The organism is Mesorhizobium sp. NFR06, assembly GCF_900115245.1.
Classification (GTDB): Bacteria; Pseudomonadota; Alphaproteobacteria; order Rhizobiales; family Rhizobiaceae; genus Mesorhizobium.
This window is the reverse complement of sequence record NZ_FOVT01000014.1, coordinates 52,919-77,677: the sequence shown is the minus strand read 5'-3', so window position 1 is coordinate 77,677 and position 24,759 is coordinate 52,919. Positions and strand designations below refer to the sequence as shown.

Genomic DNA, 24,759 nt, shown 5'->3' with positions numbered 1-24,759 from the left:
GATTTTAATCCTTGCCCTATTTCTTTTTCGGCCTGGCGGACGTTGCGCCGGACCCTGCCTAAGCGCGTACGGGCAACCACCGGAGGAAATGCTGGCGAAGCAAGACAGATTTGCGTATCACTCCGCCGCCATTGGAGTGCTATCGATGTTCGAGACCTTGCAGCCCGCACCCGCCGATAAGATCCTTGCCCTGATCGGCCTTTATCGCAACGACCCGCGGCCCGGCAAAGTCGACCTCGGTGTTGGCGTCTACAAGGACATCGACGGCAGGACGCCGGTGATGCGCGCCGTGCGCGAGGCCGAGAAGCGGCTGCTGGCGAGCCAGGACACCAAGACCTATCTCGGCCTTGCCGGCGATATCGCTTTCAACGCCGCCATGATCAAGCTTGCCTTTGGCGACAAGGCGGACCATTCGCGCATCCGTGCCGCGCAGGCGCCAGGTGGATCGGGCGCGCTCAGGCTGGTGGCCGAGCTTCTGCAGCGCACGCGGGCCGGCGCGACGGTCTGGCTGTCGGATCCGACCTGGCCGAACCATCTGCCGGTGATGCGCGCCGCCGGCCTTAAGGTTCGCGACTATCCTTATTTCGATGCCGCTTCGGGTGCCGTCCGTTTCGACGAGATGCTGACGGCGCTCGAGACGGCCCGCAGCGGCGATGTCGTGCTGCTGCATGGCTGCTGCCACAACCCGACCGGCGCCAACCTCGCTACCGCGCAATGGGCCAAGGTCGCCGATGTGCTGCTGGAGCGCGGACTGCTGCCGTTCGTCGACATTGCCTATCAGGGCTTTGGCGAGGGGCTCGACGCCGACGCCGCGGGTCTGCGGCTCCTTGCCGACAAGGTGCCGGAAATGGTCGTCGCCTCGAGCTGTTCGAAGAACTTTGCCGTTTATCGCGACCGCGTGGGTGCTGCGATGATCTTGGCCAAGGACGGCGCCCAGGCCGATGTGGCGATGAGCCAGATGCTGGCGGCCGCGCGCGCGCTTTATTCGATGCCGCCTGATCATGGCGCGGCGGCGGTGCGCATGGTGCTCGAAGACGCCGCGCTCAAGAAAGACTGGGAGACCGAACTCGAGGAGATGCGCCTGCGTATGCTGAGGCTGCGCGTCGCCTTCGCCGAAGCGCTCAGGCGTCAATCGAACTCCGACCGCTTCGATTTCGTCGCCAGCCATCGCGGCATGTTTTCCAGGCTTGGGCTGACCGAGGCGCAGGTCGAACGCCTGCGCACCGAGCACGCCGTCTATATGGTGGGCGACAGCCGCATCAACGTGGCTGGCCTGCCGGAGGACGGCATGGACGATCTCGCCAAGGCGATCGTCTCGGTGCTCGACTAGAGCCGGATGATTTCAGGTCGAATCGACCTGAAATCTGAAGCCGGCTCTAAATCAAAGAGATAGAGCATGATGTCGTTCGAATACCGCTTCACACTTTTCGGCATCATGCTCTGGTCCCCAACTGCTGTGGACAACCCGCTTCAGCGTCCGACCAGGATTGGTCGTGCGCCGGCCGCGCGATAGACTCGACCCATGACGCCCTCCAAGGACATTTCCCGGCTGATCGAGATCATGGCGGCGCTCCGGGCGCCGAAGACCGGCTGCCCCTGGGATATCGAGCAGGATTTCTCGACGATCGCACCTTATACGATCGAGGAAGCCTATGAGGTGGCCGATGCGATCGCGCGCGGCGACTTCGACGATCTGCGCGAGGAACTGGGCGATCTGTTGCTGCAGGTCGTCTATCACGCGCAGATGGCCGAGGAGATCGGCGAGTTCGGATTCGGCGATGTCGTCGAAGCCATCACCACCAAGATGATTCGCCGCCATCCGCATGTCTTCGGCGACGAGAAGGCGCGCAGCGCCGGTATGGCCAAGGGCATGTGGGAGAAGATCAAGGCGGTCGAAAAAGCCGAGAAGCGCGACGCCCGCCTCGCGCGCGGGCTCGATCCCGAGGATCACGGCAAGGGCTATCTCGACAGCGTGCCGGTAGCGCTCCCTGCCCTGACGCGCGCCCTGAAGCTGCAGGAGAAAGCCGCGCGCGTCGGCTTCGACTGGAGCGAGGCTGCACCCATCCTCGACAAGATCGAGGAAGAGATCGGCGAGTTGCGCGAGGCGCTGGCTGGGGGCGATGCGGCACCCATCAAGGACGAATTCGGCGACATGCTGTTTGCCATCGTCAACCTCGGCCGCCACCTCAAGCTCGATTCGGAAGCTGCGCTCAGCGGCACCAACGAAAAGTTCCGTTCGCGCTTCCACTATGTCGAGCAAGCCCTGGAAGCGTCGGGGAGTTCCCTGGAGAAGGCAACGCTCGACGAAATGGAAGCGCTCTGGCAGCAGGCCAAAAGCGCAAAATAGACAGCCGGTTAGCTGCTGTTCTTGCGATGCAGGCGGCTCGCGATTTCCTGCCTGGCGCTGTGCGTGGCCATCAGCGAAAGGGTGACGCTGCCGTCTTCATTGTCGGTGCGCGAAACGACGTCGCCGTTGCGGTACAGCCAGTCGACCTGACCGAGCTGGGCCGGGCTCAACGTCACCGTCATCGTTTCCAGCTCACCCGACACGCGTGTCTCGATGACGGCCTTCAGCGTGTCGATCCCTTCGCCGGTCGCTGCGGATATGGCAATTGGCGGCGCCTTGCCGCTTGCCCCTTCGGCAAGCAGCCGCTCCCGGTTGCCTTCGTCGAGCAAGTCGATCTTGTTCCAGACCTCGATCACGCGGTTCGTGTCCGCGGCATCGACGCCGAGATCGCCGAGGATGCGCTCGACATCTTCCGCCTGGGCGGCCGTATCGGGATCGGAGATGTCGCGCAGATGCAGCACCAGGTCGGCCTCGACCACCTCTTCCAGCGTCGCCCGGAAGGCGGCGACAAGATGCGTCGGCAGGTCGGAGATGAAGCCGACCGTGTCCGACAGGATGACCGGCGTGCCGTGCGGCAGCCGCACGCGGCGCAACGTCGGATCAAGCGTCGCAAACAGCATGTCCTCGGCCAGCACCCCTGCCCCGGTCAGCCGGTTGAACAGCGTCGACTTGCCGGCATTGGTGTAGCCGACGATCGCGATCACAGGGAACGGCACCTTCTTGCGCTTGGCGCGGTGCAGGTCGCGTGTGCGCCGCACCGTTTCCAGCTCGTGCTTCAGCTTGGTGATTTTGTCCTGCAGGATGCGGCGATCGGATTCGATCTGGGTTTCGCCAGGACCGCCGAGGAAACCGGCGCCGCCGCGTTGCCGCTCGAGGTGGGTCCAGCTCCGAACCAGCCGGCCCTTCTGGTAGTTGAGATGCGCGAGCTCGACCTGCAGCGTGCCTTCCTTGGTGCGCGCCCGTTCGCCGAAGATCTCGAGAATCAGCCCGGTGCGGTCGAGCACCTTGGCGTTCAGTTCCTTCTCGAGATTGCGCTGCTGCACCGGCGTCAGCGGATGGTCCACGATGACCAATTCCGCCCTACGCTCCTTCACGATGTCGGCAAATTCGGCCACCTTGCCGCTGCCGAGGAGCGTCGCCGGCCGCGGGTCGGCGACCGTCACGACCGCGGTATGAACCGGATTGAGGTCGATGGCGCTGGCAAGCCCGACCGCCTCGTCGTGGCGGGCGTCCGCCGAGCGGCTCAGACGCGGACGGCTCGTTTCTTCATCGCCGCGCGGCTGGCGGGTAAGCACCGGCACAATGACAACGGCTCGGGTCGGATCCTTGGCTTCCGGCCCGAGTTGATGTCCTGGCTTTCCGCGAACGCTGCGGTCCGCGTCCTTGTCACGTGCCAATCAGGCGCCCTGGCTTTCCTCGCCATCGAACATCTGAACCGGCTGGCTCGGCATGATCGTGGAAATGGCGTGCTTGTAGACGAGCTGGGAGTGCCCGTCACGCCGCAACAACACACAAAAATTGTCGAACGAAGTGACGACGCCCGTCAGCTTCACGCCATTGATGAGGAAGATGGTAAGTGGATTTTTGCTCTTGCGAACTGAATTCAGGAACAGGTCCTGAAGGTTTTGCGATCGTTCCGCCATTTTTCTTGTCTTTCGCCGATCCCCTTCGGTTTGCGGGCCAATGCGCCAAATTACGCGGCACCTGTCAAGCGCGCAAACCCCCTCTTGCCGATACAAAGGCAAGCAGAACGAGATAGTTGAGGTTCATTCCAGTTGTGCGGTTATCAGGCTGGACTTTTTTCCGCAACGTCAAAAAAGGCCCGCCGCAACGAAAGTGTCATGGAACCCGGATGGCCATTTGCGATCGGCATGCCGTCAATTTCGACCACCGGCATGGCGATTGTCGTCGCCGAGCTGATGAACGCCTCCCTGGCCGCCTTGGCTTCAGCGACCGAAAAACCGCGCTCCTCGATCTTGAGGCCAAGCCTGGCTGCGACATCGAAGAGCGTCGTGCGGGTGATGCCGCGCAGGATGCCATGCTCGGCCGGCCGGGTCACGAGGACGCCGTCCCGGGTGACGATCCAGGCGTTGGACGAACCGCCCTCCTTGACGTTGCCGTCGACGTCGACGAACCAGGCTTCCTGGGCGCCAGCTTCCTTGGCTTTCTGCTTGGCGAGCACATTGGGCAAAAGGCCGGTGCTCTTGATGTCGACGCGGTCCCAGCGATTCTCCGGCACCGTGATGACCTTGATGCCGGTCTCCACCCGCTTCGCCGCCGCGGCCGGGTCGGCTTTCCTGGCGGTTATGACCAGGGCGGGCCGGGTGCCAGGCGGCGGAAACACGAACTCGCGGCTGGCAACGCCGCGCGTAACCTGCACATAGACAAGGCCGTTGACCACGCCGTTGCGGTTGACCACCTCGCGCACCAGCATCGGCAGGACGCCTTCCGAGACCGGCCAGGCGATCGACAGCTCCTTCAGCGAACGTTTGAGCCGGGCAAGGTGGCGCGGCATGTCGACGATATGGCCGCGCGCCACCTCGCAGACCTCGTAGACGCCGTCGGCGAACTGGTAGCCGCGGTCCTCGATGTGGACGCTGGCTTGAGCGTGGACGACGTAGCGCCCGTTGACATAGGCAATGCGCGGCATGGGCCCCTCGGGAAAACGTCCGGCTTTCTTAGGCGATTCCGCCGCGGCCGTAATGGACAATCACGTGGGCCAAGAGAGACCCCCTAGAACCGGATGATTTCAGGTCGAGCAGACATGGAATCATCCGGCTCCAAATCAAAAAGATAGAGCATGATGGCGCCCGGAAACCGCTTCATACTTTTCGGCATCAAGCATTAGACACCAAGCGACTTCAGCTTGCGGTGGAGCGCCGAGCGTTCCATGCCGATGAATTCGGCGGTCTTCGAGATGTTGCCGCCGAAGCGGTTGATCTGGGCGATCAGGTAGTCCTTCTCGAATTGTTCGCGTGCCTCGCGCAACGGCAGCGCCATGATGTGCTGATCGGACTGGTTGGGCGTGCGTGGCATGACATCTCCGATCTCGGAGGGCAAAAGGTCGGCGGTGATCGGCGCATCCGCTTCCTCGCCGCGCGCCAGGATCATCAATCGCTCGACATTGTTGCGCAACTGGCGAACGTTGCCGGGCCAGTTGTGCGCCTGCAGCACGGCCAGCGCATCGTCACCGATGCGGCGCGGCCTGATACCGGCCTGGCGCGCGATCTGCTTCATGAAATTGTCGACGAGATAGGGAATGTCCTCGCGCCGTTCGGCAAGCCCCGGCACGATGACAGGGACCACCGCAAGGCGATGGTAAAGGTCCTCGCGGAAGCGGCCGTCGGCGATCATCGCTTCGAGGTTCTGCGAGGTCGAGGATATGATGCGGACATCGACCTTGACGCGCTTGGTGCCGCCCACCCGCTCGAATTGCTGCTCGACCAGCACGCGCAGGATCTTGTTCTGCGTCTCGCGCGGCATATCGGCGACCTCGTCGATGTAGAGGATGCCGCGATGCGCCTCTTCCAGCGCGCCGACCTTGCGTTCGGTGCCGTTCGATTCGGTGCCGAAGAGTTCGATCTCCATGCGCTCGGGCGTGATGGTGGCGGCACTCAGAGTGACGAACGGACCCGCCTTGCGCGACGAAAGCGCATGGATGGCGCGTGCCGTCAGTTCCTTGCCGGAGCCGGACGGGCCGACAATCATCACACGGCTGTTGGTCGGCGCGACACGCTCGATGGTCTGCCGCAACTGGCTCATCGCCGACGACATGCCGATCAGGTCGAAGGTTTCGCCGCTGCGCTGCTTGAGGTCGGAGACCTCGCGCCGCAACTTGGACGTCTCCAGCGCGCGCTCGGCGATCAGGATGAGGCGATCGGCCTTGAACGGCTTCTCGATGAAGTCGTACGCGCCGCGCCGGATGGCTGAAACCGCCGTTTCGATGTTGCCGTGACCGGAGATCATCACCACCGCCATGCTCGGATGCATGGTCTTGATCTCGTCGAGCAGCGCCAGGCCATCGAGGCGCGAGCCCTGCAGCCAGATGTCGAGGAAAATCAGCCGCGGCGCGCGGTCGGCAATTGCCGCAAGCGCGCTGTCGGCATCATGTGCAGTGCGGGTTTCGTGACCCTCGTCGCTCAATATACCGGCGACAAGTTCGCGGATGTCTTCCTCGTCATCGACGATGAGAATGTCAGACGCCATTACCGACCTTTTCAGTTTCTCTTTCGTGTTCGCTTCGACCTTCACCGCGTGGCGGCGCGGCTACGACCGTTGCCGGGGGCAGGATGATCGAGATCATCGCGCCCCGGCCGCCGTGGAAATCCGCAGGCGCGTCGTGCAATTCGAGACGTCCGCCATGGTCCTCCACGATCTTCTTGACGATAGCGAGACCAAGCCCCGTGCCCTTCTCTCGCGTCGTCATATAGGGCTCGAGAAGCCTCTGGCGATTCTCGCGCGGCAGCCCCTTGCCGTTGTCCATAACGTCGATTCGTATGGCGCCATCTTGGCGCCCGGCTTGAATCCGGATTGTGCCGTCCGAACGGTCTTGCGCATCAAGTCCGTCGATCGCCTCGGCGGCGTTCTTGATGACGTTGCCGAAGGCCTGCGCCATCAGGCGGCTGTCGAAGGTGCCTTTCAACGGTTCGCTGCCGAAGTCGCGCTGGAAGGCGATGTCGGAGCGGCTGACCTCGACCAGGAAGGACGCCTCGCGCAGCGATTCACGCAGGTCGATCGCCTTCATCTCCGGCTTCGGCATGCGGGCAAAGGCCGAGAATTCGTCGACCATGCGGCCGATGTCCTCGACCTGGCGGATGATGGTATCGGTGCACTGGTCGAAGACCTCGCGGTCCTCGGTGATGACCTTGCCGTAGCGGCGCCTGATGCGCTCGGCCGAGAGCTGGATCGGCGTCAGCGGGTTCTTGATCTCATGCGCGATGCGCCGCGCCACGTCCGCCCAGGCCGACGAGCGCTGCGCCTGGACGAGGTCGGTGATGTCGTCGACGGTGACCACATAGGACTTCTCTTCCTCGCCGTCGTCGCCGGACTCGACGGTGACCTGGACATTGAACGTGCGTTCCAGACCCGTGCGGAAGAAGGTCACCTGCTCCCGATAGACCGGCTTGCCGGACTGCCGCCCTATCTCGAAGACGCGGCCGACAAGAGGCAGCACCGAGGAAAGGTTCTGGCCGAGCGTCGCATTCGCCGAAATCGCCAGCATGGTTTCGGCCGAGCGGTTGACGATGGTGATGATGCCGTAGGGGTCGACGCCGATAACGCCGGCGGTGACGCCGGCGAGCACCGCCTCGGAGAAGCGCCGGCGCTCGTCGATCAGGTCCTTGGCCGACAGGAGCTCGTTGCGTTGCGATTTGAGCTCCAGGATCATGTTGTTGAAGGTCTCGCCGAGCGAGGCGACGTCGCCATCGGACTGGCGCACCGGAACGGCAACATCGAGATTGCCGGTCGCCACCTCATCGGCGGCGCCGATCAGCTGGCGAATCGGCCGCACGATCCGATCGGCAACCGCAATGCCGGTCCAGATCGCCGACAGCGTGATGATCAGGGTAAGCGACAGATAAGGCAGCGCAAAGGCAATCTGCGAGGTCCGGCGGTTGTCTTCGAGATTGCGGTATTCGTCGGTGTTGGATTTGACGATCTGGCGCGCCCTGATCACCTCGGGATCGACCAGCCGGATCGTGTAGAGGTAAAGGCCCTCGATCTCGCGCAGCTTGACGATGGCGCCCATGATATTGCGGGTCCGCGGCTCGATCAGCACCGGTTTGCCGTCGGCGGCCGTCTCGACCGCGCCCGGCGGCGGCTCCGGCATGGCGAAGTCGGCGTCGGTCTTGGCGCTCATGACGAAAGAGCCGTCGGGCTTGATCAGCGCCGCATGCGCCAGCGAGCGGCCGACTGCCTCCTTGTTCATGAGATCGAGGAAGCCGGTCCGGTCGAGGCCGTAAAGCGTGCGCGAGGAATCGAGGTCATAGGCCATCGACAGGGTCGTGCCCTGAAGATTGCGCGCGTTTTCCTGCACATAGGCGTCGGCGATCGACAGCGACGAATTGACAATGGTCTTGGTGCGAAGCTCGAACCAGCGGTCGAGGCCGATATCGAGCGTGATCGATGCAATGATCGCCACCAGGATCGCCGGAATGGCGGCGACCAGGGCGAACATCGCGACGATGCGCACATGCAGCCGCGAGGCAGCCCTGCCGTGGCGCCGCGCCAGGACAATGCGACGCACCTCGCGAGCGATCAACGCGATCAGCAACAGAACAAAGACTGCATTGGCCGCGACCAGGGTCCAGGTCGTGCCTGCGGTCGGCGCGATCGGCGTCGCGCCGACCAGGATCGCAAACGAGATCGCCGCCGTGATCACCGCGCCGGCGACAGCGACCACGCCGGGCAGCGCCAGCAACCGCCGGCCGTCACGTGTGCCGGTCTGGCTGAAAAGCGTTTGGTTCAGGGTCGGAGCCTCAGCTGCCATGTCGCGGTACAGAGTCGGTCATTGCGTCGGATGTATGCAACGCATTGTGGCGATTATGCAACAAGTGTGGCCGGGACGAAAATCTTTCCCCCGCCAATTCGACCAAAGGAGCCAACTCACCGAAAGGTGACGTTACGGCTGCCTGGACGATTTGTAGACGTTGACGCCAAGCTCGCGGATCTTCTTGCGCAGCGTGTTGCGGTTGAGGCCCAGGAGCTCCGCAGCCTTGATCTGGTTGCCGCGCGTGGCCGTCATCGAGGCCAAAACCAGCGGATATTCGACCTCGGCAAGAATACGCTGGTACAGCCCGGCCGGCGGCAATTCGCCGGCAAAGGAGGCGAAGTAACGCTGCAGGAAATGCTCGACCGCCTGACCGATCGACAGATCGTCGGGGATAAGCGCGCCGCCGTCCGGCACGACCGGCCTTTCGCCGGTCTTCAGCTCGGATTCGATGATTTCTGACGAAATCTCGTCCTGCGAGTAGAGGGCGGCCAATCGGCGCACCAGGTTTTCCAGTTCGCGCACATTACCCGGCCAGGGATAGCGCTTCATGAGCTCGATGCCGCCGGAGGAAATGCGCTTGGTCTGCAAGCCCTCGCTGGCGCCCTGCTTGAAGAAGTGCCGCACCAGATCGGGAATGTCCTCGGAACGCTCACGCAGCGCCGGCAGCCTCAGCGGCACGACATTGAGGCGATAGAACAGGTCTTCGCGAAACAGGCCCTGGTTGATCAGGGTGCGCAGATCCTTGTTGGTGGCGGCGACGATGCGCACGTCGGTCTTGATCGGCGTGCGGCCGCCGACCGTGGTATATTCACCCTGTTGCAGCACGCGCAGCAGGCGGGTCTGCGCTTCCATCGGCATGTCGCCGATCTCATCGAGGAACAGCGTGCCGCCCTCGGCCTGTTCGAAGCGGCCGCTGGAGCGGTTCTGGGCACCGGTGAAGGCGCCTTTCTCGTGGCCGAACAGCTCCGATTCGATGAGGTCGCGCGGGATCGCCGCCATGTTGATGGCCACGAACGGGCCGCCGCGCCGGCGGCCATATTCGTGCAGCGCACGCGCCACCAGCTCCTTGCCGGTGCCGGACTCGCCGCTGATCATGACCGTGAGATCGGTCTGCATCATGCGCGCCAGCATGCGGTAGATGTCCTGCATGGCGGCTGAGCGGCCGACCAGCGGCATCGTCTCGGGCTGATCTTCCGCACGCGAATCGAGCTTCGGCCGCTTTGGCTCGGCCAGCGCCCGGTTGACGATGTTGAGCAGTTCCGTCAGGTCGAACGGTTTCGGCAGATATTCATAGGCGCCGGTCTCGGAGGCGCGGATGGCGGTCATGAAGGTGTTTTGCGCGCTCATGACGATGACCGGCAATTCGGGCCGCGCCTTCTTGATGCGCGGCAGCATGTCGAAAGCGTTTTCGTCCGGCATCACGACGTCGGTGATGACGAGATCGCCCTCGCCCGCCGCCACCCAGCGCCACAGCGTCGAGGCGTTCGAGGTGACACGCACCTCGTGGCCGACGCGCGACAGCGCCTGGTTGAGCACGGTGCGGATGGCCGCATCGTCGTCGGCGACAAGAATATTGCCGCGAGCAGTCATTTGCGGTCTCCTTCAGCTTCGTCGGTGCCGTGCGGGGCCTCCTTCCAGGCCGGCATCAGAACGCGGAAGGTGGTTCCGCGCGGCGTCGAATCGCATTCGATGATGCCGCCATGCTCGCCGACGATCTTGGCGACGAGGGCCAGCCCAAGGCCGGAGCCGTTCGGCTTGGTGGTTATGAACGGATCGAACAGGATCGGCAGAAGGTCCTCGGAAACGCCGGGCCCGTTGTCGTGCACGCAGAATTCCAGCGGCAGCGAGACACGGTCCTGCGTGCCAGGCACGGAAACGCGGATACCGGGCCGAAAGGCCGTGGAGAGCATGATCTCGCCCTGAGGGTCGGCGCCGATCGCCTCGGCGGCGTTCTTGACCAGATTGAGGAAGACCTGGATCAGCTGGTCGCGGTTGGCAAAGACCGGAGGCAACGATGGATCATATTCCTCCAAAATCTTGATCCGCTTGGCAAAACCGTTCTTGGCAATCGCTTTCACATGATCCAGCACAACATGGATGTTGACCGGGTAGCGCTCGATCGGCCGCTCGTCGGAAAACACTTCCATGCGATCGACAAGCGAGACGATGCGGTCGGTCTCGTCGGTGATCAGACGGGTCAGCGCGCGGTCTTCGTCGGAAGCGGAAAGCTCGAGCAATTGGGCGGCGCCGCGGATGCCGGAGAGCGGGTTCTTGATCTCATGCGCCAGCATCGCGGCAAGGCCGGTGACAGAACGCGCGGCACCGCGATGCGTCATCTGGCGGTCGATCTTGTCGGCCATCGACCGTTCCTGGAACATGACGACGACGGAACCCGGAAACTCCGGCACCGGCGCGACGTAGAGGTCGACCATCTTCTCGATGCCAAGGCGCGGCGACGACACGTCGACGCGGTATTCGTTGACCGGCGCGCGGCGCTCGCGCACCTGGTCGACCAGCGTCAGCAGCGGGCTGCCGAACGGCACCAGCTTGGAGAGCGTGTTGCGGGCGAGCATGGATGCGCTGGAGCGGAAGAAATCCTCGGCATCCGCATTGGCGAAAGTGATGAAACCGTCGGGATCGACCATGATCACCGGGCGGCGGATGGTGTTGAGCACGATATTGGCGGCATCCGCCACATCGGTCGGCTGCGGGACGTTTGCCTTCATGCCGCGCTCCGCAGGCTGATCGATGACGAGCCGTGAGCGAACAAGCGGCGCAGCCCGGCGACGACTTCGTCCGGCTCGAAGGACGTAAGCATGCATTTGCGCTGTTCTGCACAAACAACTGGAGCATGACTGTCGAGATACCATCCCAGATGCTTGCGCGCCTGGCGCAGCCCGCTTTCGATGCCGTAGAGCGAGAGCATGTCCTCGTAATGCTCGATGATGTAGTCGGCGAGCGCCTGCGGCGTTTGCGGAATGCCTTGTGCGCCGGTTCCGGCCGCGGCCGTGGCAATGCCGCCGGCTATCCATGGCGCGCCGTAATGGGCGCGGCCTATCATCACGGCATCGGCGCCGGACTGTTCGAGTATCGTCGCCGCTTCTTCCGGCGAGCCAACATCGCCATTGGCCACGACTGGAATCGACACGGCTTCCTTGACGCGAGCGATCGCACGCCAGTCGGCCCTGCCCTGATAGAACTGGCAGCGCGTGCGGCCATGCACGGTCACCATCTGGACGCCGGCCTGTTCGGCGCGGCGTGCCAGCATCGGCGCGTTGAGCGCGCTTTCGTCCCAACCGAGGCGCATCTTGACCGTCACTGGCACCGAGACCGCACCGACCACCGCCTCGATCAGCGACAGCGCATGGTCGAGATCGCGCATCAGCGCCGAACCGGCGTAGCCGCCGGTGACCTTCTTCGCAGGGCAGCCCATATTGATGTCGATGATATCGGCGCCCTCGCCGACCGCGATTCTTGCGCCCTCACCCATATGAGCGGCCTCGCGGCCAGCGAGCTGCACCATATGCACCGGCAGGCCGGAATGGCGGATGCGCAAGTCGCAGCCTGCCCTGCCCTTGGCCAGTTCGCCGCTCGCCACCATTTCCGACACGACCAGCCCGGCGCCGTGCGCGTGGGCGCGGCGCCGGAACGGTTCGTCGGTGATGCCGGACATCGGCGCTAGAAAAACGCGGTTGCGGATTCTCACGCCGCCGATGTCGAGTGGCGATGCCAATATGGACAGTTCAGCCATGCACAAAAACCAAGCATGTTCGATCGTTGCACATTCTCTAGCCAGAAGTATCGCATTGTGCAACGCGCAATGACGTCACATTAAGGCGCATTTTGGAAAATGCTGGCCTTCGGCCATCACCCCGACTAGGACCGATCGGAATGAGCGAGGCAAGCGAAAAACAGGCGTCTGGCCCGAGCGGCGGAATTGGGGTGGTGATCGTCGCCGCCGGCCGTGGCGCGCGCGCCGGACAGGCCGACGGCCCGAAGCAATATCAGCGCATCGGCGGCCGTGCCGTCATCGCCCATACGCTGGACATTTTCCTCTCGCATCCGCTCATCGGTCCCGTTGTCGTTGCCATCCATGCCGACGATGCCGAGCTTTTGCAGCGCGCGGTGGGCGCACACGCCGAACGTCTCATCACCGTCGTCGGCGGCTCGTCCCGCCAGGCCTCCGTCCGGCTTGGGCTCCTGGCGCTGAGGGACAAGGCGCCCGGAAAGGTGCTGGTCCATGACGCCGTGCGCCCGTTCGTCGACGCCGGGCTGATCGACCGCACGATCGAAGCCATCGGCGAGCGCCAGGGGGCGCTGCCGGCGCTCCCGGTTGCCGACACGCTGAAACGGGAATCAGCTGCCGGCATGATCGATGAGACGGTGTCGAGGGCCGGCCTTCACGCCGCGCAAACACCACAAGGCTTTCCGTTCTGGCCGCTGCTCGCCGCGCACGAGAAGGCGCATCATCTGGGCAAAACCGAATTCACCGACGATGCTGCCATTGCAGAATGGGCGCATATTCCAGTCAAGATCGTCCCTGGATCACCGGACAACGTCAAGCTCACCTGGGCAAGGGATATCGCATTGGCCGACCAGCGGCTTTCCAGCGTTCAACAGCGTTTCCCGGACATCCGCACCGGCAACGGCTATGACGTGCACGCTTTCGAGCCCGGCGACCACGTGACGCTTTGCGGCATCGCCATTCCCTATGAGCGAAAACTCTCCGGCCATTCCGACGCCGATGTCGGGCTGCATGCGTTGACCGATGCGCTGCTCGCCACCTGCGGCGCAGGCGACATCGGCACGCATTTCCCGCCATCGGACCCGCAATGGAAAGGTGCGGCCTCGAAGATCTTCGTCGAGCATGCGGCGAGGCTGGTGCGCGAGCGCGGCGGCCGCATCGCCAATGCCGACATCACGCTGATCTGCGAGGCGCCGCGCGTCGGGCCGCACCGCGCGGCAATGACGGAAGCGCTTTCCGCCATGCTCGGCATTGCGGCCGAGCGCATTTCGGTGAAAGCGACGACGAACGAGAAGCTCGGCTTTGTCGGGCGCGGCGAAGGCATCGCGGCGATCGCCACGGCAAGCGTCGTCTATCCGGGCGAGGTGCCGGCATGAGCAACGCCGAACTTGCTGTCGCGTTGCTCGAGGCGTGCCAGCAGCGCGGCATCATGCTGGCGACGGCCGAAAGCTGCACCGGCGGCCTGATCATCGCCGCGCTGACCGACATCGCCGGGTCCTCCGCGGTGGTCGATCGCGGCTTCATCACCTATTCCAACGAAGCCAAGATGGAGATGCTCGGCGTCTCCGCCGCCACGCTCGACGCGCATGGCGCGGTTTCGCGCGAGACGGTGGCGGAGATGGCGGCTGGAGCGCTCGCGCATTCGCAAGCGCGCCTCTCGCTTGCGGTTACCGGCATAGCCGGTCCGAGCGGCGGCTCGGCGGAAAAGCCGGTCGGCCTCGTCTGGTTCGGAATAGCGCTTGCGGGACAGCCGATCGTCGCGGAACGGCAGTTGTTCGGTCACAAGGGCCGCGAATTCATCCGGCACGAGACGGTGCGGCACGCGCTGCAACTCGGGTTGCGTGCACTTGGCAAGGATTAGGTCGGCTTTGCCCCGTAGATGATGTCGGCGCGCTTCTCGAAGGCCTCCGAGAACATGCGGAAGGCACGGTCGAACATCGTTCCCATCACCGCGCCCAGGATGCGGCTCTTGAATTCGTAGTCGATGAAGAAATGCACTTCGCAGCCGCCTTCGGCGGGATCGAAGCGCCAGATATTGCTGAGATATTTGAACGGGCCGTCGATGTATTTGACGTCGATGGCATGCTCGGCCGGATTGAGCAGCACCTGCGTCGTAAAGGTCTCGCGGATCGCTTTGTAGCCGATGCTCATGTCGGCGACGAGGATGGTGCGGCCGTCCCGCTCCTTGCGCGAGCGCACGGAGAGCGATTCACAAAGCGGCAGGAATTGCGGGTAGGTCTCGATGTCCGCCACCAGCGCGAACATCTCCTGCGGCGTATGCGCGACGCGGCGTGTCGCCTCGAATTTCGGCATTGAAGGTCAGCTGGCCTTCTTGAGCTGCGCCTCGCGCGCAGCCCGCAACCTGGCGAAATCCTCGCCGGCATGGTGCGAGGAGCGCGTCAGCGGGCTCGACGCCATCAACAGGAAGCCCTTGGTCTTGCCGACCGTCTCGTAGGATTTGAACTCGTCCGGCGTGATGAATCGGATCACCGGATGGTGTTTCTTGGACGGCTGCAGGTACTGACCGATGGTCATGAAGTCGACATTGGCCGAACGCAGGTCGTCCATCAGTTGCAGTACCTCGTTCCGCTCTTCGCCGAGGCCGACCATGATGCCGGATTTGGTGAAGATCGACGGGTCGAGTTCCTTGACCCGCTGCAGCAGCCGGATCGAATGGAAATAGCGGGCGCCGGGCCGAACCGTCAGATAGTTCGACGGCACGGTTTCGAGATTATGGTTGAAGACGTCGGGCTTGGCCGCAACGACGATCTCGACCGCGCCATCCTTGCGCAGGAAGTCGGGCGTCAGGATTTCGATCGTTGTCAATGGCGTTGCCGCGCGGATGGCGCGGATGACGTCGGCGAAATGCTGCGCGCCGCCGTCGGCAAGATCGTCGCGGTCGACGGAGGTGATGACGACATGGCTCAGCCCCATCTGCTTGACGGCATGCGCCACACGCGTTGGCTCGTCCGGATCGAGCGCGGTCGGGATGCCGGTCGCGACGTTGCAGAAGGCGCAGGCACGCGTGCAGATCTCGCCCATGATCATGAAGGTGGCGTGCTTCTTATCCCAGCATTCGCCGATATTCGGGCAGCCGGCCTCCTCGCACACCGTGACCAGCTTGTGCGACTTCACGATCTCGCGCGTCTCGGCATAGCCCTTCGAGACCGGCGCCTTGACGCGGATCCAGTCCGGCTTGCGCAGCACTTCCTGGTCGGGCCTGTGCGCCTTCTCGGGATGCCGCTGGCGCGGCCGGTTGGCGATCGTGTCTACGACTGTGACCATCTCAAACCCTTCGCGGCCGCGCTTCCGGCAGCCGGCTGTCTTTCGTCATCTAGGACTTTTCGAGGCAAAGAAAAAGGCCGCGCCGGCGCATGCCGCCACGGCCTTTTTCGCATAGCAGGACCTGCCGGCGATCAGCGGCGCACCAGCCGACCCACGAAGATCAGCAGGCAGGCGCCGATGAAGCCGGTGATCAGATAAGCCACCCAGCCGACGCCGAAGGACTGGATGTTGAGAGCCTGCAGGATCGCGTTCAGCACCACCGCGCCGACGACACCCATGATGATGTTCATGAAGATGCCGGTGTTGCTCTTCATGATCATCTCGGCGAGCCAGCCCGCCAAGCCTCCGACGATGATGGCTGCGATCCAGCCGACGCCATTCAAATGCATGTGCCAAGTCCTCCTGTGTCAGATGAAAATGCAGCCGGAAACGAGCTGCCTTGCCGTCAGGACCTTCCGGCTGCCGCGTATGAGTCTCGCGCAACCAAGTTAGCATGGATTGGCAATCTATCACCGGTTGGCGATTCATCATGCGTTCAAAGCGCGGCCATAGGCGTCGAGCACGCTCTCCTTCATCATCTCCGACAGCGTCGGGTGCGGGAAGATCGTGTGCATCAGCTCTTCCTCGGTCGTCTCCAGGTTCATCGCCACGACAAAACCCTGGATGAGCTCGGTCACCTCGGCGCCGACCATGTGGGCGCCGAGAAGCTGTCCGGTCTTCCTGTCGAAGATGGTCTTGACGAAGCCCTGGTCCTCGCCGAGCGCGATCGCCTTGCCGTTGGCGCTGAAGGGGAAACGGCCGACGCGGATATCCTTGCCTTCGGCCTTGGCCTTCGCTTCGGTCAAACCGACCGAGGCGACCTGCGGGTTGCAATAGGTGCAGCCCGGGATCTTCAATTTGTCGGTGGCATGCACGCCAGGGAAATTGGCGATCTTTTCGATGCAGACCACGCCCTCATGCTCGGCCTTGTGCGCGAGCATTGGCGGTCCGGCGACATCGCCGATGGCATAGATGCCCGGCACGTTGGTCTTGCCGTAGCCGTCGACGACGATGCAGCCGCGCTCCGTCTTGACGCCCAGCGCCTCGAGGCCGAGGTTCTCGATGTTACCTTGCACACCGACGGCGGAGATCATGCGGTCGGCGGTGATCTTCTCGACCTTGCCATCCTTCATCTCGACATGCGCGGTGACCGAATTGGCGCCCTTTTCAACCTTGGTCACCTTGGCTTCCAGGATGATCTTCATGCCCTGCTTCTCGAACTGCTTTTGCGCGAATTTCGAGACCTCGGCGTCCTCGACCGGCATCACCGCCGGCAGCAGCTCGACCACCGTCACATCCGCACCCATCGTGCGGTAGAAGGAGGCGAATTCGATACCGATGGCGCCCGAGCCCATGACGAGCATCGATTTCGGCATTTCCTTCGGCACCATCGCTTCGAAATAGGTCCAGATCAGCTTGCCGTCCGGCTCGATGCCGGGCAGCGCGCGCGGCCTGGCGCCGGTCGCCAGGATGATGTGCTTGGCGGTATAGGTGCCCTCACCCTTGACGCCTTTCGGCACCGGCGGCTGCGGTTCCATCGGTTTCTTGCTCGACTTGGAGACAACGACCTCGCCCGGCTTGGAAAGCTTGGCCTCGCCCCAGATGACGTCGACCTTGTTCTTCTTCATCAGAAAGCCGACGCCGGTGTTGAGCCTGAGCGACACTTTGCGCGAACGGTCGACCACGGCGGCCGTGTCGGGGCTGACCTTGCCGCCTTCGAGCTTCAGGCCGTAATCCTTGAGGTGGTCCGAATAATGCATGATCTCGGCCGAGCGCAGCAGCGCCTTGGTCGGGATGCAACCCCAGTTGAGGCAGATGCCGCCAAGATGCTCGCGCTCGACGATCGCCGTCTTGAAGCCGAGCTGGGCGGAACGCACCGCCGTGACATAGCCGCCGGGGCCGGAGCCGATGATGATGACGTCGTAGGATTCAGCCACGGGTTTTCTCCCTGATCTTTCTGAGGGTTAGAGTGAGAGCATGACGCGCACGAGCGGCGCCAGCGCCGCGCCGATCCGCCGCGTGTTTTCCGCGTCGAGATGGACGCCGTCGAGCGGCGTGGTGGTAGCGACCGTGCCGGCGTCGAAAAAGCCGCAACCGGCCTCGTCGGCAAGCAGGGAGTATTGCGGCGCCAGGCGCTTGGAGGCGTCGTCGCCGCCGGCGAACATTTCCTTGAACTCGGCATTGTCGGTGCGTGTCACGGCGGGTGGCGCGACGATAAGCATCTGCGGCGCCGGCCAGTCGAACGGATAGTCGTGGCCGCGCACGATGTTGATCAGCCGCTCCATGCCCTGCTTGGCGGCGACCGGGTTGCCGTGGATCCACGGCTTCATGTCGTTGGAGCCGAGCATGACGATGACGAGATCAAGCGGCGCATGGCTCGTCAGGATCGTCGGCAGGATGCGGGCGCCGTTGCGATCGGCGCCGGCCAGATGGTCGTCGAAGGCCGTGGTGCGGCCGTTGAGACCTTCGGCGACGACCTCGACGTCGTCACCAAGCTCAGCCCCAAGCACGCTCGGCCAGCGGTCCTCCAGCGCATGGCGGCCGAGGCTGGCGGCGTCATAGCCCCAGGTCAGGGAGTCACCGTAGCACAGAATTGTCTTCACGCGTTTGCCCCGCTTCTACCAAAACCTGTGTGGGCGCGCCCCACCCGCCAGCGCACGAAGAGCCACTGCACGACGATCGTGACGATGCCGGGCAGTAGCAGCCCGGCCACCATCGGCACGTCGCGCTTGATCACCTGTGTGCTGGCGTCGGTGTAGAGCACCGCGCCGACCACCAGAGTGAGCAGCACGGCAAACACGATCAGCGACCACTTTGCCGCCTTGGCGACGGCCATGGCCGGATCGGCCATGAACTGCGCCATGAAGAAGACGACGGTGACGACAAGGGTCACCAACACCGAGACCATGAAAACGACGATGTATTCTTCCTCGGCGCCGGTGGCGACGGCGAGTTCCTCAGCCACCAGCCCGCCGGCGAAACCGGAAAGGATGAAGGCGAAAAGGCTGGTGAAGAATTTCCGCACCGCCTTTTTCCTTCTTACACCAGCATGCCCATCGGGTTTTCGATCATGCGCTTGAAGGCGCCGAGCAGTTCGGCGCCGAGCGCGCCGTCGACGGCACGGTGATCGGTGGACAAGGTCACCGACATGACGGTGGCAATCTTGATCTCGCCGTTCTTCACCACCGCCCGCTCCTCGCCCGCGCCGACGGCCAAAATCGTGGCATGCGGCGGGTTGATGACGGCGGCAAAGTCCTTGACGCCGAACATGCCCAGATTGGACACCGCCGTCGTACCGCCCTGATATTCCTCCGGCTTCAGCTTGCGGCTCCTGGCGCGGCTGGCCAGGTCCTTCATCTCGTTGGAGATGACCGACAGCGTCTTTTCGTCGGCATCGCGGATGATCGGCGTGATCAGGCCGCCGGGGATCGACACGGCGACGCCGACATCGGCGTGCTTGTGCTTGACCATGGCGCTGTCGGTCCACGAGGCATTGGCATCCGGCACCGCCATCAGCGCCATCGCCATGGCCTTGATCACCATGTCGTTGACCGAGAGCTTGTAGGCCGGAACCTCGCCCTTGTCGGTCTTCTTCATCGGCGCTGCCGCATTCAACTGCGTGCGCAGCGCAAGCAGCGCATCGAGCTCGCAGTCGAGCGTCAAATAGAAATGCGGGATGGTGGACTTCGCCTCGACCAGGCGGCGCGCGATGGTCTTGCGCATATTGTCGTGCGGCACGAGCTCGTAGGAGCCTTCGGCGAACAGTTTCAGCACCTGGTCGTCCGACATCGCTTTCGCTGCAGCGGCCGGAGCACCCGCGGGCGCGCCAGCCGGAGCCTTCGCCGCGGGAGCGGCTTTGGCGCCGCCTGAGGAAATCGCCGTTTCGACATCAGCCTTCACCACGCGGCCATGCGGACCGGAACCGCTCAGCGCGGCCACGTCGAGGCCGGCATCCTTGGCGATGCGGCGGGCGAGCGGCGACGCGAACACGCGTTCACCGGCGGCGTGGCCGTTGGCGACCGGAGCGGGCCCGGCCTTCGCCGGTGCAGGTGCCGCGGCGGCCGCCGCCTTGGGCGCTTCCTTGGGCCCATCGGCCTTCGGTGCTTCCGTCTTGGCGGCCTCAGCCTTGGGCGCGGCGTCGCCGCCGCTCTTGGCCGCGGCTCCGGCATCCTCGCCTTCCCCGGCCAGGATGGCGATCAGCGCGTTGACCTTGACGCCTTCGGTGCCGGCTGGAACCACCAGCTTGGCGACCGTGCCTTCATCGACGGCTTCGACTTCCATCGTCGCCTTGTCGGTTTCGATCTCGGCGATCACGTCGCCCGGCGAGACCTTGTCGCCTTCCTTGACCAACCACTTGGAAAGATTGCCCTCTTCCATGGTCGGAGAGAGGGCCGGCATCGTGATGTTGATTGGCATTTTTCCCTCCCGACCGACTCAGCGATAGGTGACGGCTTTGACCGCCTCGACGACCTCGCCGACATTGGGCAAGGCCAGCTTTTCGAGGTTCGCCGCATAAGGCATCGGCACGTCCTTGCCGGCGACGGTGATCACCGGCGCATCGAGGAAGTCGAAGGCGCGCTGCGAGACCTGGTTGGCGATGTGGTCGCCGACCGAGCTTTGCGGAAAACCTTCTTCCACCACCACAAGACGGTTGGTCTTTTTTACCGAGGCGATGATCGTGTCGAAATCGAGCGGACGGATGGACCTGAGATCGATGATCTCCGCATCGATGCCCATGCCACGCAGCTCGGCTTCCGCCTTGACCGCGTAGGTCATGCCGATGCCGAAGGAGACCAAGGTGACATCCTTGCCCTGCTTGTGGATACGTGCCTTGCCAATCGGCAGCACGAAATCGTCGAGCTTGGGCACGTCGAAGGACTGGCCGTACAGGATTTCGTTCTCGAGGAAGATGACCGGGTTCGGATCGCGGATCGCCGCCTTGAGCAGGCCCTTGGCGTCCGCCGCCGTATACGGCATCACCACCTTCAGGCCCGGGATATGGCTGTACCACGCGGCATAGCACTGCGAGTGCTGCGCAGCGACGCGGGCGGCCGCGCCGTTCGGGCCGCGGAAGACGATCGGCGCGCCCATCTGGCCGCCGGACATGTAAAGGGTCTTCGCCGCCGAGTTGATGATCTGGTCGATCGCCTGCATGGCGAAGTTGAAGGTCATGAATTCGACGATCGGCTTCAGCCCGGCCATCGCGGCACCGACGCCGACGCCGGCAAAGCCGTGCTCGGTGATCGGGGTATCGACCACGCGGCGCGGCCCGAATTCCTGCAGCAGGCCCTGCGTGATCTTGTAGGCGCCTTGGTACTCGGCAACCTCCTCGCCCATGACGAAGACATCGCCGTCGCGGCGCATTTCCTCGGCCATCGCGTCGCGAAGCGCCTCGCGTACGGTGGTAGAGACCATTTCGGTTCCGGCCGGAATGTCCGGATCGGCGGCGACTTCGGTTTTGGGCGCGGCAGCAACGGCGGCCGCAGCGTCGCTCTTGGCCGCGGCAGGCGCGGGCGCCGGAGCGGCTGTTTCGGCCATGGCCGGCTCCTCGCCAATGCCTTCGCCGGCCTTGTCGACGTCTTCACCATCGACCGCAAGCACGGCGATCACCGCGTTGACCTTCACGCCTTCGGTGCCGGCTGGCACCACGATCTTGGCAAGAGTGCCTTCATCGACGGCTTCGACTTCCATCGTCGCCTTGTCGGTTTCGATCTCGGCAATGACGTCGCCGGCGACCACCTTGTCGCCTTCGTTTTTCAGCCATTTGGAAAGATTGCCCTCTTCCATCGTCGGCGAGAGCGCGGGCATGAGAATTTCGATCGGCATGTCCTTGCCCTCCCTTAGAGCACGATGTCGGTCCAGAGCTCGGACGGATCCGGCTCGGCGTCGTTCTGGGCAAATTCCGCGGCGTCGGCGACGATGTCGCGAACCCCCTTGTCGACGGCCTTGAGCTCGTCTTCGCTCGCCCACTTCTTGTCGAGCAGCCGCACCCGGACCTGCTCGATCGGGTCGTGCTCGGAGCGCATCTTCTGCACTTCTTCCTTGGAGCGATACTTCGCGGGGTCGGACATCGAATGGCCGCGATAGCGGTAGGTCTGCATCTCGAGGATCAGCGGGCCATTGCCGGCACGGCACCATTCGGTGGCGAGATCGGCCGCCGACTTCACGGCGCGGACATCCATGCCGTCGACCTGGATGCCCGGAATCTTGAACGAAGCGCCGCGATGCGAGAAGTCGGTCTCGGCCGACGAGCGCGACACCGACGTGCCCATGGCGTAGCGGTTGTTCTCGATGATGTAGATCACCGGCAGCTTCCACAGCGAGGCCATGTTGAAGCTTTCATAGACCTGGCCCTGGTTGGCGGCGCCGTCGCCGAAATAGGTCAGCGAAACGTTCTTGTTGTCGCGGTAGCGGTTGGCGAAGGCCAGGCCGGTGCCGAGCGAGACCTGCGCGCCGACGATGCCGTGGCCGCCATAGAAATGCTTCTCCTTGGAGAACATGTGCATGGAGCCGCCTTTGCCCTTCGACAGGCCGCCGCGGCGCCCGGTGAGCTCGGCCATGACGCCGCGCGGCGACAGTTCCATCGCCAGCATGTGGCCATGGTCGCGATAGGCGGTAATCATCTGGTCGCCTTCGATCAGCGCCATCTTCATGCCGGTGACGACGGCCTCCTGGCCGATATAGAGGTGGCAGAAGCCGCCGATGAAGCCCATGCCGTAGAGTTGGCCGGCCTTCTCTTCGAAGCGGCGGATCAAGAGCATGTGCCGGTAGGCGGACAGCTCTTCTTCCTTGGTGAAATCAGCCGGCTTGGGCGCTGACAGATTTGGCTGTTTGTCGGATTTGGATTTGGCGGGCGCTTTTTTGGCGGCGGTGGCCATGCGTCACTCCCTGTTGGCGTCTCTTTGCGGACATTCAGGGAGATCGATCGCCTCCCCACCGATTTGAGGGAAGCTAACACGCAAGGATGCATTGCGCCATGCTGAAAAATGCATGGCAGACATGCATCTAAGCGATTAGAATCGTTGCAAATAAAATCGATTAACCGAAATTCGGTTATTTCGTCGAGGCGGGCAGCATGATGGTGATTTCGTCCGGCTGCGAGAGATTGAGCGCCTTTCGGGCCTGCTCGTCAAGCATATCCTTCTCCAGCGTGCCTTCATGCAACAGCTGGACGCGGCGCTCGAAGTCGACACGGCGCGCCTTGACGGCGTCGAGCTGAGCCTGCAATTCGACCTTCTGCGCCTCAAACCGGTATTTGGAATAGATGCCGAACTCGCCGTGATAGGCATGGAAGCCGAAATAGGCCAGGAAGAGCGCGCAAAGCGAGGGAATGATCAACCTGCCGGTGTTTCGCTGCTTGTGCTGACGTGTCCACATCACCCGAACCCTCGCGGCCGCGAACGCAAGCGACCATCTGAGTCCTATTTCGCCCAATTGTGCTTAATGGACGGTTACGGTCGGCTGGTTCGAGGCGCGCAGAAAATGAAAAGGGCGGGAACAACCCGCCCTCTCGAATTGCTCGAATGAAGCCGGATCAGCCCTTGATCACCGACTTGCCGGCGTAGCGGGCCTGCTTGCCGAGCTCTTCCTCGATGCGGATGAGCTGGTTGTATTTGGCGGTGCGGTCCGAGCGCGACAGCGAGCCGGTCTTGATCTGCCCGCAATTGGTGGCGACCGCGAGATCGGCGATGGTCGAGTCCTCGGTCTCGCCCGAACGGTGCGACATGACGGCGGTGTAGCCGGCCTTGTGCGCGGTTTCGACGGCGTCCAGCGTCTCGGTCAGCGAGCCGATCTGGTTGACCTTGACCAGGATCGAATTGGCGACGCCCATGCGGATGCCGTCGCGCAGCCGCGCCGTATTGGTGACGAAGAGATCGTCGCCGACGAGCTGGGTCTTCTTGCCGATCAGGTCGGTCAGGATCTTCCAGCCTTCCCAGTCGTCCTCGGCAAGCCCGTCCTCGATGGTGATGATCGGATAGTCGGCGGCGAGCTTGGCAAGGTATTTCGCCTGCGCCTTCGGATCGCGCGTCTTCTTCTCGCCCTCATAGACGTAGTTGCCGTCCTTGAAGAATTCGGTCGCCGCGCAGTCGAGGCCGAGCGCGACATCCTCGCCCGGCTTGAAGCCGGCTTTCTCGATCGATTCCATGATGAAATCGAGCGCCGAGGGCGCACTCTTCAGGTTGGGGGCGAAACCACCCTCGTCGCCGACATTGGTGTTGTGGCCGGCATCCTTGAGCTTCTTGCGCAGCGTGTGGAAGATTTCCGAGCCCCAGCGCACGCCGTCGCGCAGCGTCGGCGCGCCGACCGGCAGGATCATGAATTCCTGGAAGTCGATCGGGTTGTCGGCATGCGCGCCGCCATTGATGATGTTCATCATCGGCACCGGCAGCACCTGCGCCTTGGCGCCGCCGACATAGCGATAGAGCGGCAGGCCGGCGGCTTCCGCGGCTGCCTTGGCGACCGCCAGCGACACGCCCAGGATGGCGTTGGCGCCGAGGCGACTCTTGTTCGGTGTACCGTCGAGCTCGATCATCGTCTGGTCGATATGGATCTGGTTCTCGGCTTCCATGCCGCCGATTGCTTCGAACAGTTCGCCGTTCACGGCCTCGACCGCGCGCTGCACCCCCTTGCCGAGATAGCGCGGTCCGCCGTCGCGCACCTCGACCGCTTCATGCGCGCCGGTCGACGCACCCGACGGCACCGCGGCGCGGCCCATCGAGCCGTCCTCCAGCACCACGTCGACCTCGACGGTCGGATTGCCACGGCTGTCCAGTATTTCACGCCCGACAATGTCGATGATGGCGGTCATTTGCGATGTCCCCGATTGATCGATTGAAGCGTCGCGCCCCTCTT

The 24,759-nt window shown here is 63.6% G+C and carries 23 protein-coding genes; 4 read left to right on the top strand and 19 right to left on the bottom strand.

Translation table 11 applies throughout. The annotated features are described in order from the left end of the window. Positions 1–145 precede the first annotated feature (145 nt). Both F3H96_RS22525 and mazG read left to right on the top strand, forming a co-directional pair. Positions 146–1,330 (top strand): amino acid aminotransferase, encoded by a 1,185-nt coding sequence (locus F3H96_RS22525; protein WP_149803903.1) that lies wholly within the window; start codon positions 146–148, stop codon positions 1,328–1,330. A 192-nt stretch (positions 1,331–1,522) separates the two neighbouring features. After that, entirely contained in the window at positions 1,523–2,347 is an 825-nt protein-coding gene (gene mazG / locus F3H96_RS22520; protein WP_149803902.1) for a nucleoside triphosphate pyrophosphohydrolase, read from the top strand. Positions 2,348–2,355: 8 nt separating this feature from the next. On the opposite strand, the gene hflX is transcribed toward mazG, so the two are convergent. The 8 genes from hflX to dusB all read right to left on the bottom strand — a co-directional run bounded on the left by hflX (position 2,356) and on the right by dusB (position 12,588). Further along, the gene (gene hflX / locus F3H96_RS22515) at positions 2,356–3,744 is read right to left on the bottom strand and encodes a GTPase HflX (protein ID WP_149803901.1); all 1,389 of its coding nucleotides are present in this window, start codon (positions 3,742–3,744) and stop codon (positions 2,356–2,358) included. After that, a complete protein-coding gene (gene hfq, locus F3H96_RS22510; RefSeq protein ID WP_006202172.1) occupies positions 3,745–3,990 on the bottom strand; it encodes an RNA chaperone Hfq in 246 nt (81 codons plus the stop codon). A 143-nt stretch (positions 3,991–4,133) separates the two neighbouring features. Further along, positions 4,134–4,997: a D-amino-acid transaminase gene (locus F3H96_RS22505; RefSeq protein ID WP_149803900.1), complete on the bottom strand. Its 864-nt coding sequence runs from the start codon at positions 4,995–4,997 to the stop codon at positions 4,134–4,136. A 194-nt stretch (positions 4,998–5,191) separates the two neighbouring features. Beyond that, positions 5,192–6,553, bottom strand: a complete 1,362-nt coding sequence (locus tag F3H96_RS22500; protein ID WP_149803899.1) for a sigma-54 dependent transcriptional regulator — start codon at positions 6,551–6,553, stop codon at positions 5,192–5,194. After that, positions 6,543–8,834, bottom strand: coding sequence for a PAS domain-containing sensor histidine kinase (locus F3H96_RS22495; protein WP_149803898.1), 2,292 nt, complete (start codon positions 8,832–8,834; stop codon positions 6,543–6,545). The genes F3H96_RS22500 and F3H96_RS22495 overlap by 11 nt, the downstream gene beginning before the upstream one ends. Before the next feature lie 132 nt (positions 8,835–8,966). Next, the gene (ntrC, locus tag F3H96_RS22490; protein WP_149803897.1) at positions 8,967–10,427 is read right to left on the bottom strand and encodes a nitrogen regulation protein NR(I); all 1,461 of its coding nucleotides are present in this window, start codon (positions 10,425–10,427) and stop codon (positions 8,967–8,969) included. Beyond that, entirely contained in the window at positions 10,424–11,563 is a 1,140-nt protein-coding gene (locus F3H96_RS22485; protein ID WP_149803896.1) for a nitrogen regulation protein NR(II), read from the bottom strand. The genes ntrC and F3H96_RS22485 overlap by 4 nt, the downstream gene beginning before the upstream one ends. Continuing rightward, positions 11,560–12,588: a tRNA dihydrouridine synthase DusB gene (gene dusB / locus F3H96_RS22480; RefSeq protein WP_149803895.1), complete on the bottom strand. Its 1,029-nt coding sequence runs from the start codon at positions 12,586–12,588 to the stop codon at positions 11,560–11,562. The genes F3H96_RS22485 and dusB overlap by 4 nt, the downstream gene beginning before the upstream one ends. A gap of 140 nt (positions 12,589–12,728) precedes the next feature. Between dusB and F3H96_RS22475 the strand changes: the two genes are divergently transcribed. Then, positions 12,729–13,958 carry a bifunctional 2-C-methyl-D-erythritol 4-phosphate cytidylyltransferase/2-C-methyl-D-erythritol 2,4-cyclodiphosphate synthase gene (locus F3H96_RS22475; RefSeq protein ID WP_149803894.1) on the top strand — a complete coding sequence of 410 codons (1,230 nt, stop codon included), beginning with the start codon at positions 12,729–12,731 and terminating at the stop codon, positions 13,956–13,958. Beyond that, a complete protein-coding gene (locus F3H96_RS22470) occupies positions 13,955–14,443 on the top strand; it encodes a CinA family protein (RefSeq protein WP_149803893.1) in 489 nt (162 codons plus the stop codon). The genes F3H96_RS22475 and F3H96_RS22470 overlap by 4 nt, the downstream gene beginning before the upstream one ends. On the opposite strand, the gene F3H96_RS22465 is transcribed toward F3H96_RS22470, so the two are convergent. From F3H96_RS22465 to eno, 11 genes are all read right to left on the bottom strand, one after another. Continuing rightward, a complete protein-coding gene (locus F3H96_RS22465) occupies positions 14,440–14,895 on the bottom strand; it encodes a type II toxin-antitoxin system RatA family toxin (protein WP_149803892.1) in 456 nt (151 codons plus the stop codon). The genes F3H96_RS22470 and F3H96_RS22465 overlap by 4 nt on opposite strands. 6 nt (positions 14,896–14,901) lie before the next feature. Continuing rightward, entirely contained in the window at positions 14,902–15,867 is a 966-nt protein-coding gene (gene lipA / locus F3H96_RS22460) for a lipoyl synthase (RefSeq protein ID WP_149803891.1), read from the bottom strand. A gap of 131 nt (positions 15,868–15,998) precedes the next feature. Continuing rightward, positions 15,999–16,256 (bottom strand): GlsB/YeaQ/YmgE family stress response membrane protein, encoded by a 258-nt coding sequence (locus tag F3H96_RS22455; RefSeq protein ID WP_149803890.1) that lies wholly within the window; start codon positions 16,254–16,256, stop codon positions 15,999–16,001. Between the two features lie 138 nt (positions 16,257–16,394). Then, positions 16,395–17,843, bottom strand: coding sequence for a dihydrolipoyl dehydrogenase (gene lpdA / locus F3H96_RS22450; protein ID WP_149803889.1), 1,449 nt, complete (start codon positions 17,841–17,843; stop codon positions 16,395–16,397). 27 nt (positions 17,844–17,870) lie between these two features. Then, entirely contained in the window at positions 17,871–18,509 is a 639-nt protein-coding gene (locus F3H96_RS22445; protein WP_149803888.1) for an SGNH/GDSL hydrolase family protein, read from the bottom strand. After that, entirely contained in the window at positions 18,506–18,931 is a 426-nt protein-coding gene (locus F3H96_RS22440; protein ID WP_149803887.1) for a hypothetical protein, read from the bottom strand. Before F3H96_RS22440 ends, F3H96_RS22445 begins: the two co-directional genes overlap by 4 nt. Before the next feature lie 14 nt (positions 18,932–18,945). Then, positions 18,946–20,322 carry a pyruvate dehydrogenase complex dihydrolipoamide acetyltransferase gene (locus F3H96_RS22435; protein ID WP_149803886.1) on the bottom strand — a complete coding sequence of 459 codons (1,377 nt, stop codon included), beginning with the start codon at positions 20,320–20,322 and terminating at the stop codon, positions 18,946–18,948. Positions 20,323–20,340: 18 nt separating this feature from the next. After that, positions 20,341–21,732 carry a pyruvate dehydrogenase complex E1 component subunit beta gene (locus F3H96_RS22430; RefSeq protein ID WP_149803885.1) on the bottom strand — a complete coding sequence of 464 codons (1,392 nt, stop codon included), beginning with the start codon at positions 21,730–21,732 and terminating at the stop codon, positions 20,341–20,343. 14 nt (positions 21,733–21,746) lie between these two features. Next, positions 21,747–22,784 (bottom strand): pyruvate dehydrogenase (acetyl-transferring) E1 component subunit alpha, encoded by a 1,038-nt coding sequence (pdhA, locus tag F3H96_RS22425; protein ID WP_149803884.1) that lies wholly within the window; start codon positions 22,782–22,784, stop codon positions 21,747–21,749. Between the two features lie 175 nt (positions 22,785–22,959). Beyond that, on the bottom strand, positions 22,960–23,283 hold the full coding sequence (locus F3H96_RS22420; RefSeq protein ID WP_149803883.1) for a septum formation initiator family protein: 324 nt from the start codon (positions 23,281–23,283) through the stop codon (positions 22,960–22,962). A gap of 157 nt (positions 23,284–23,440) precedes the next feature. Then, positions 23,441–24,715, bottom strand: coding sequence for a phosphopyruvate hydratase (gene eno, locus F3H96_RS22415; RefSeq protein ID WP_149803882.1), 1,275 nt, complete (start codon positions 24,713–24,715; stop codon positions 23,441–23,443). Between the last annotated feature and the right edge of the window lie 44 nt (positions 24,716–24,759).

What these genes read in the sequence shown, in the direction of transcription:
- mazG (WP_149803902.1), top strand. Translation starts at nt 1,523, where the DNA reads ATGACGCCCTCCAAGGACATTTCCCGGCTGATCGAGATCATGGCGGCG.
- F3H96_RS22465 (WP_149803892.1), bottom strand. Translation starts at nt 14,895, where the DNA reads ATGCCGAAATTCGAGGCGACACGCCGCGTCGCGCATACGCCGCAGGAG.
- dusB (WP_149803895.1), bottom strand. Translation starts at nt 12,588, where the DNA reads ATGGCTGAACTGTCCATATTGGCATCGCCACTCGACATCGGCGGCGTG.
- F3H96_RS22435 (WP_149803886.1), bottom strand. Translation starts at nt 20,322, where the DNA reads ATGCCAATCAACATCACGATGCCGGCCCTCTCTCCGACCATGGAAGAG.
- F3H96_RS22420 (WP_149803883.1), bottom strand. Translation starts at nt 23,283, where the DNA reads ATGTGGACACGTCAGCACAAGCAGCGAAACACCGGCAGGTTGATCATT.
- ntrC (WP_149803897.1), bottom strand. Translation starts at nt 10,427, where the DNA reads ATGACTGCTCGCGGCAATATTCTTGTCGCCGACGACGATGCGGCCATC.
- F3H96_RS22505 (WP_149803900.1), bottom strand. Translation starts at nt 4,997, where the DNA reads ATGCCGCGCATTGCCTATGTCAACGGGCGCTACGTCGTCCACGCTCAA.
- pdhA (WP_149803884.1), bottom strand. Translation starts at nt 22,784, where the DNA reads ATGGCCACCGCCGCCAAAAAAGCGCCCGCCAAATCCAAATCCGACAAA.
- eno (WP_149803882.1), bottom strand. Translation starts at nt 24,715, where the DNA reads ATGACCGCCATCATCGACATTGTCGGGCGTGAAATACTGGACAGCCGT.
- F3H96_RS22475 (WP_149803894.1), top strand. Translation starts at nt 12,729, where the DNA reads ATGAGCGAGGCAAGCGAAAAACAGGCGTCTGGCCCGAGCGGCGGAATT.
- F3H96_RS22430 (WP_149803885.1), bottom strand. Translation starts at nt 21,732, where the DNA reads ATGCCGATCGAAATTCTCATGCCCGCGCTCTCGCCGACGATGGAAGAG.
- F3H96_RS22500 (WP_149803899.1), bottom strand. Translation starts at nt 6,553, where the DNA reads ATGGCGTCTGACATTCTCATCGTCGATGACGAGGAAGACATCCGCGAA.
- F3H96_RS22455 (WP_149803890.1), bottom strand. Translation starts at nt 16,256, where the DNA reads ATGCATTTGAATGGCGTCGGCTGGATCGCAGCCATCATCGTCGGAGGC.
- lipA (WP_149803891.1), bottom strand. Translation starts at nt 15,867, where the DNA reads ATGGTCACAGTCGTAGACACGATCGCCAACCGGCCGCGCCAGCGGCAT.
- F3H96_RS22485 (WP_149803896.1), bottom strand. Translation starts at nt 11,563, where the DNA reads ATGAAGGCAAACGTCCCGCAGCCGACCGATGTGGCGGATGCCGCCAAT.
- F3H96_RS22470 (WP_149803893.1), top strand. Translation starts at nt 13,955, where the DNA reads ATGAGCAACGCCGAACTTGCTGTCGCGTTGCTCGAGGCGTGCCAGCAG.
- hfq (WP_006202172.1), bottom strand. Translation starts at nt 3,990, where the DNA reads ATGGCGGAACGATCGCAAAACCTTCAGGACCTGTTCCTGAATTCAGTT.
- F3H96_RS22525 (WP_149803903.1), top strand. Translation starts at nt 146, where the DNA reads ATGTTCGAGACCTTGCAGCCCGCACCCGCCGATAAGATCCTTGCCCTG.
- F3H96_RS22495 (WP_149803898.1), bottom strand. Translation starts at nt 8,834, where the DNA reads ATGGCAGCTGAGGCTCCGACCCTGAACCAAACGCTTTTCAGCCAGACC.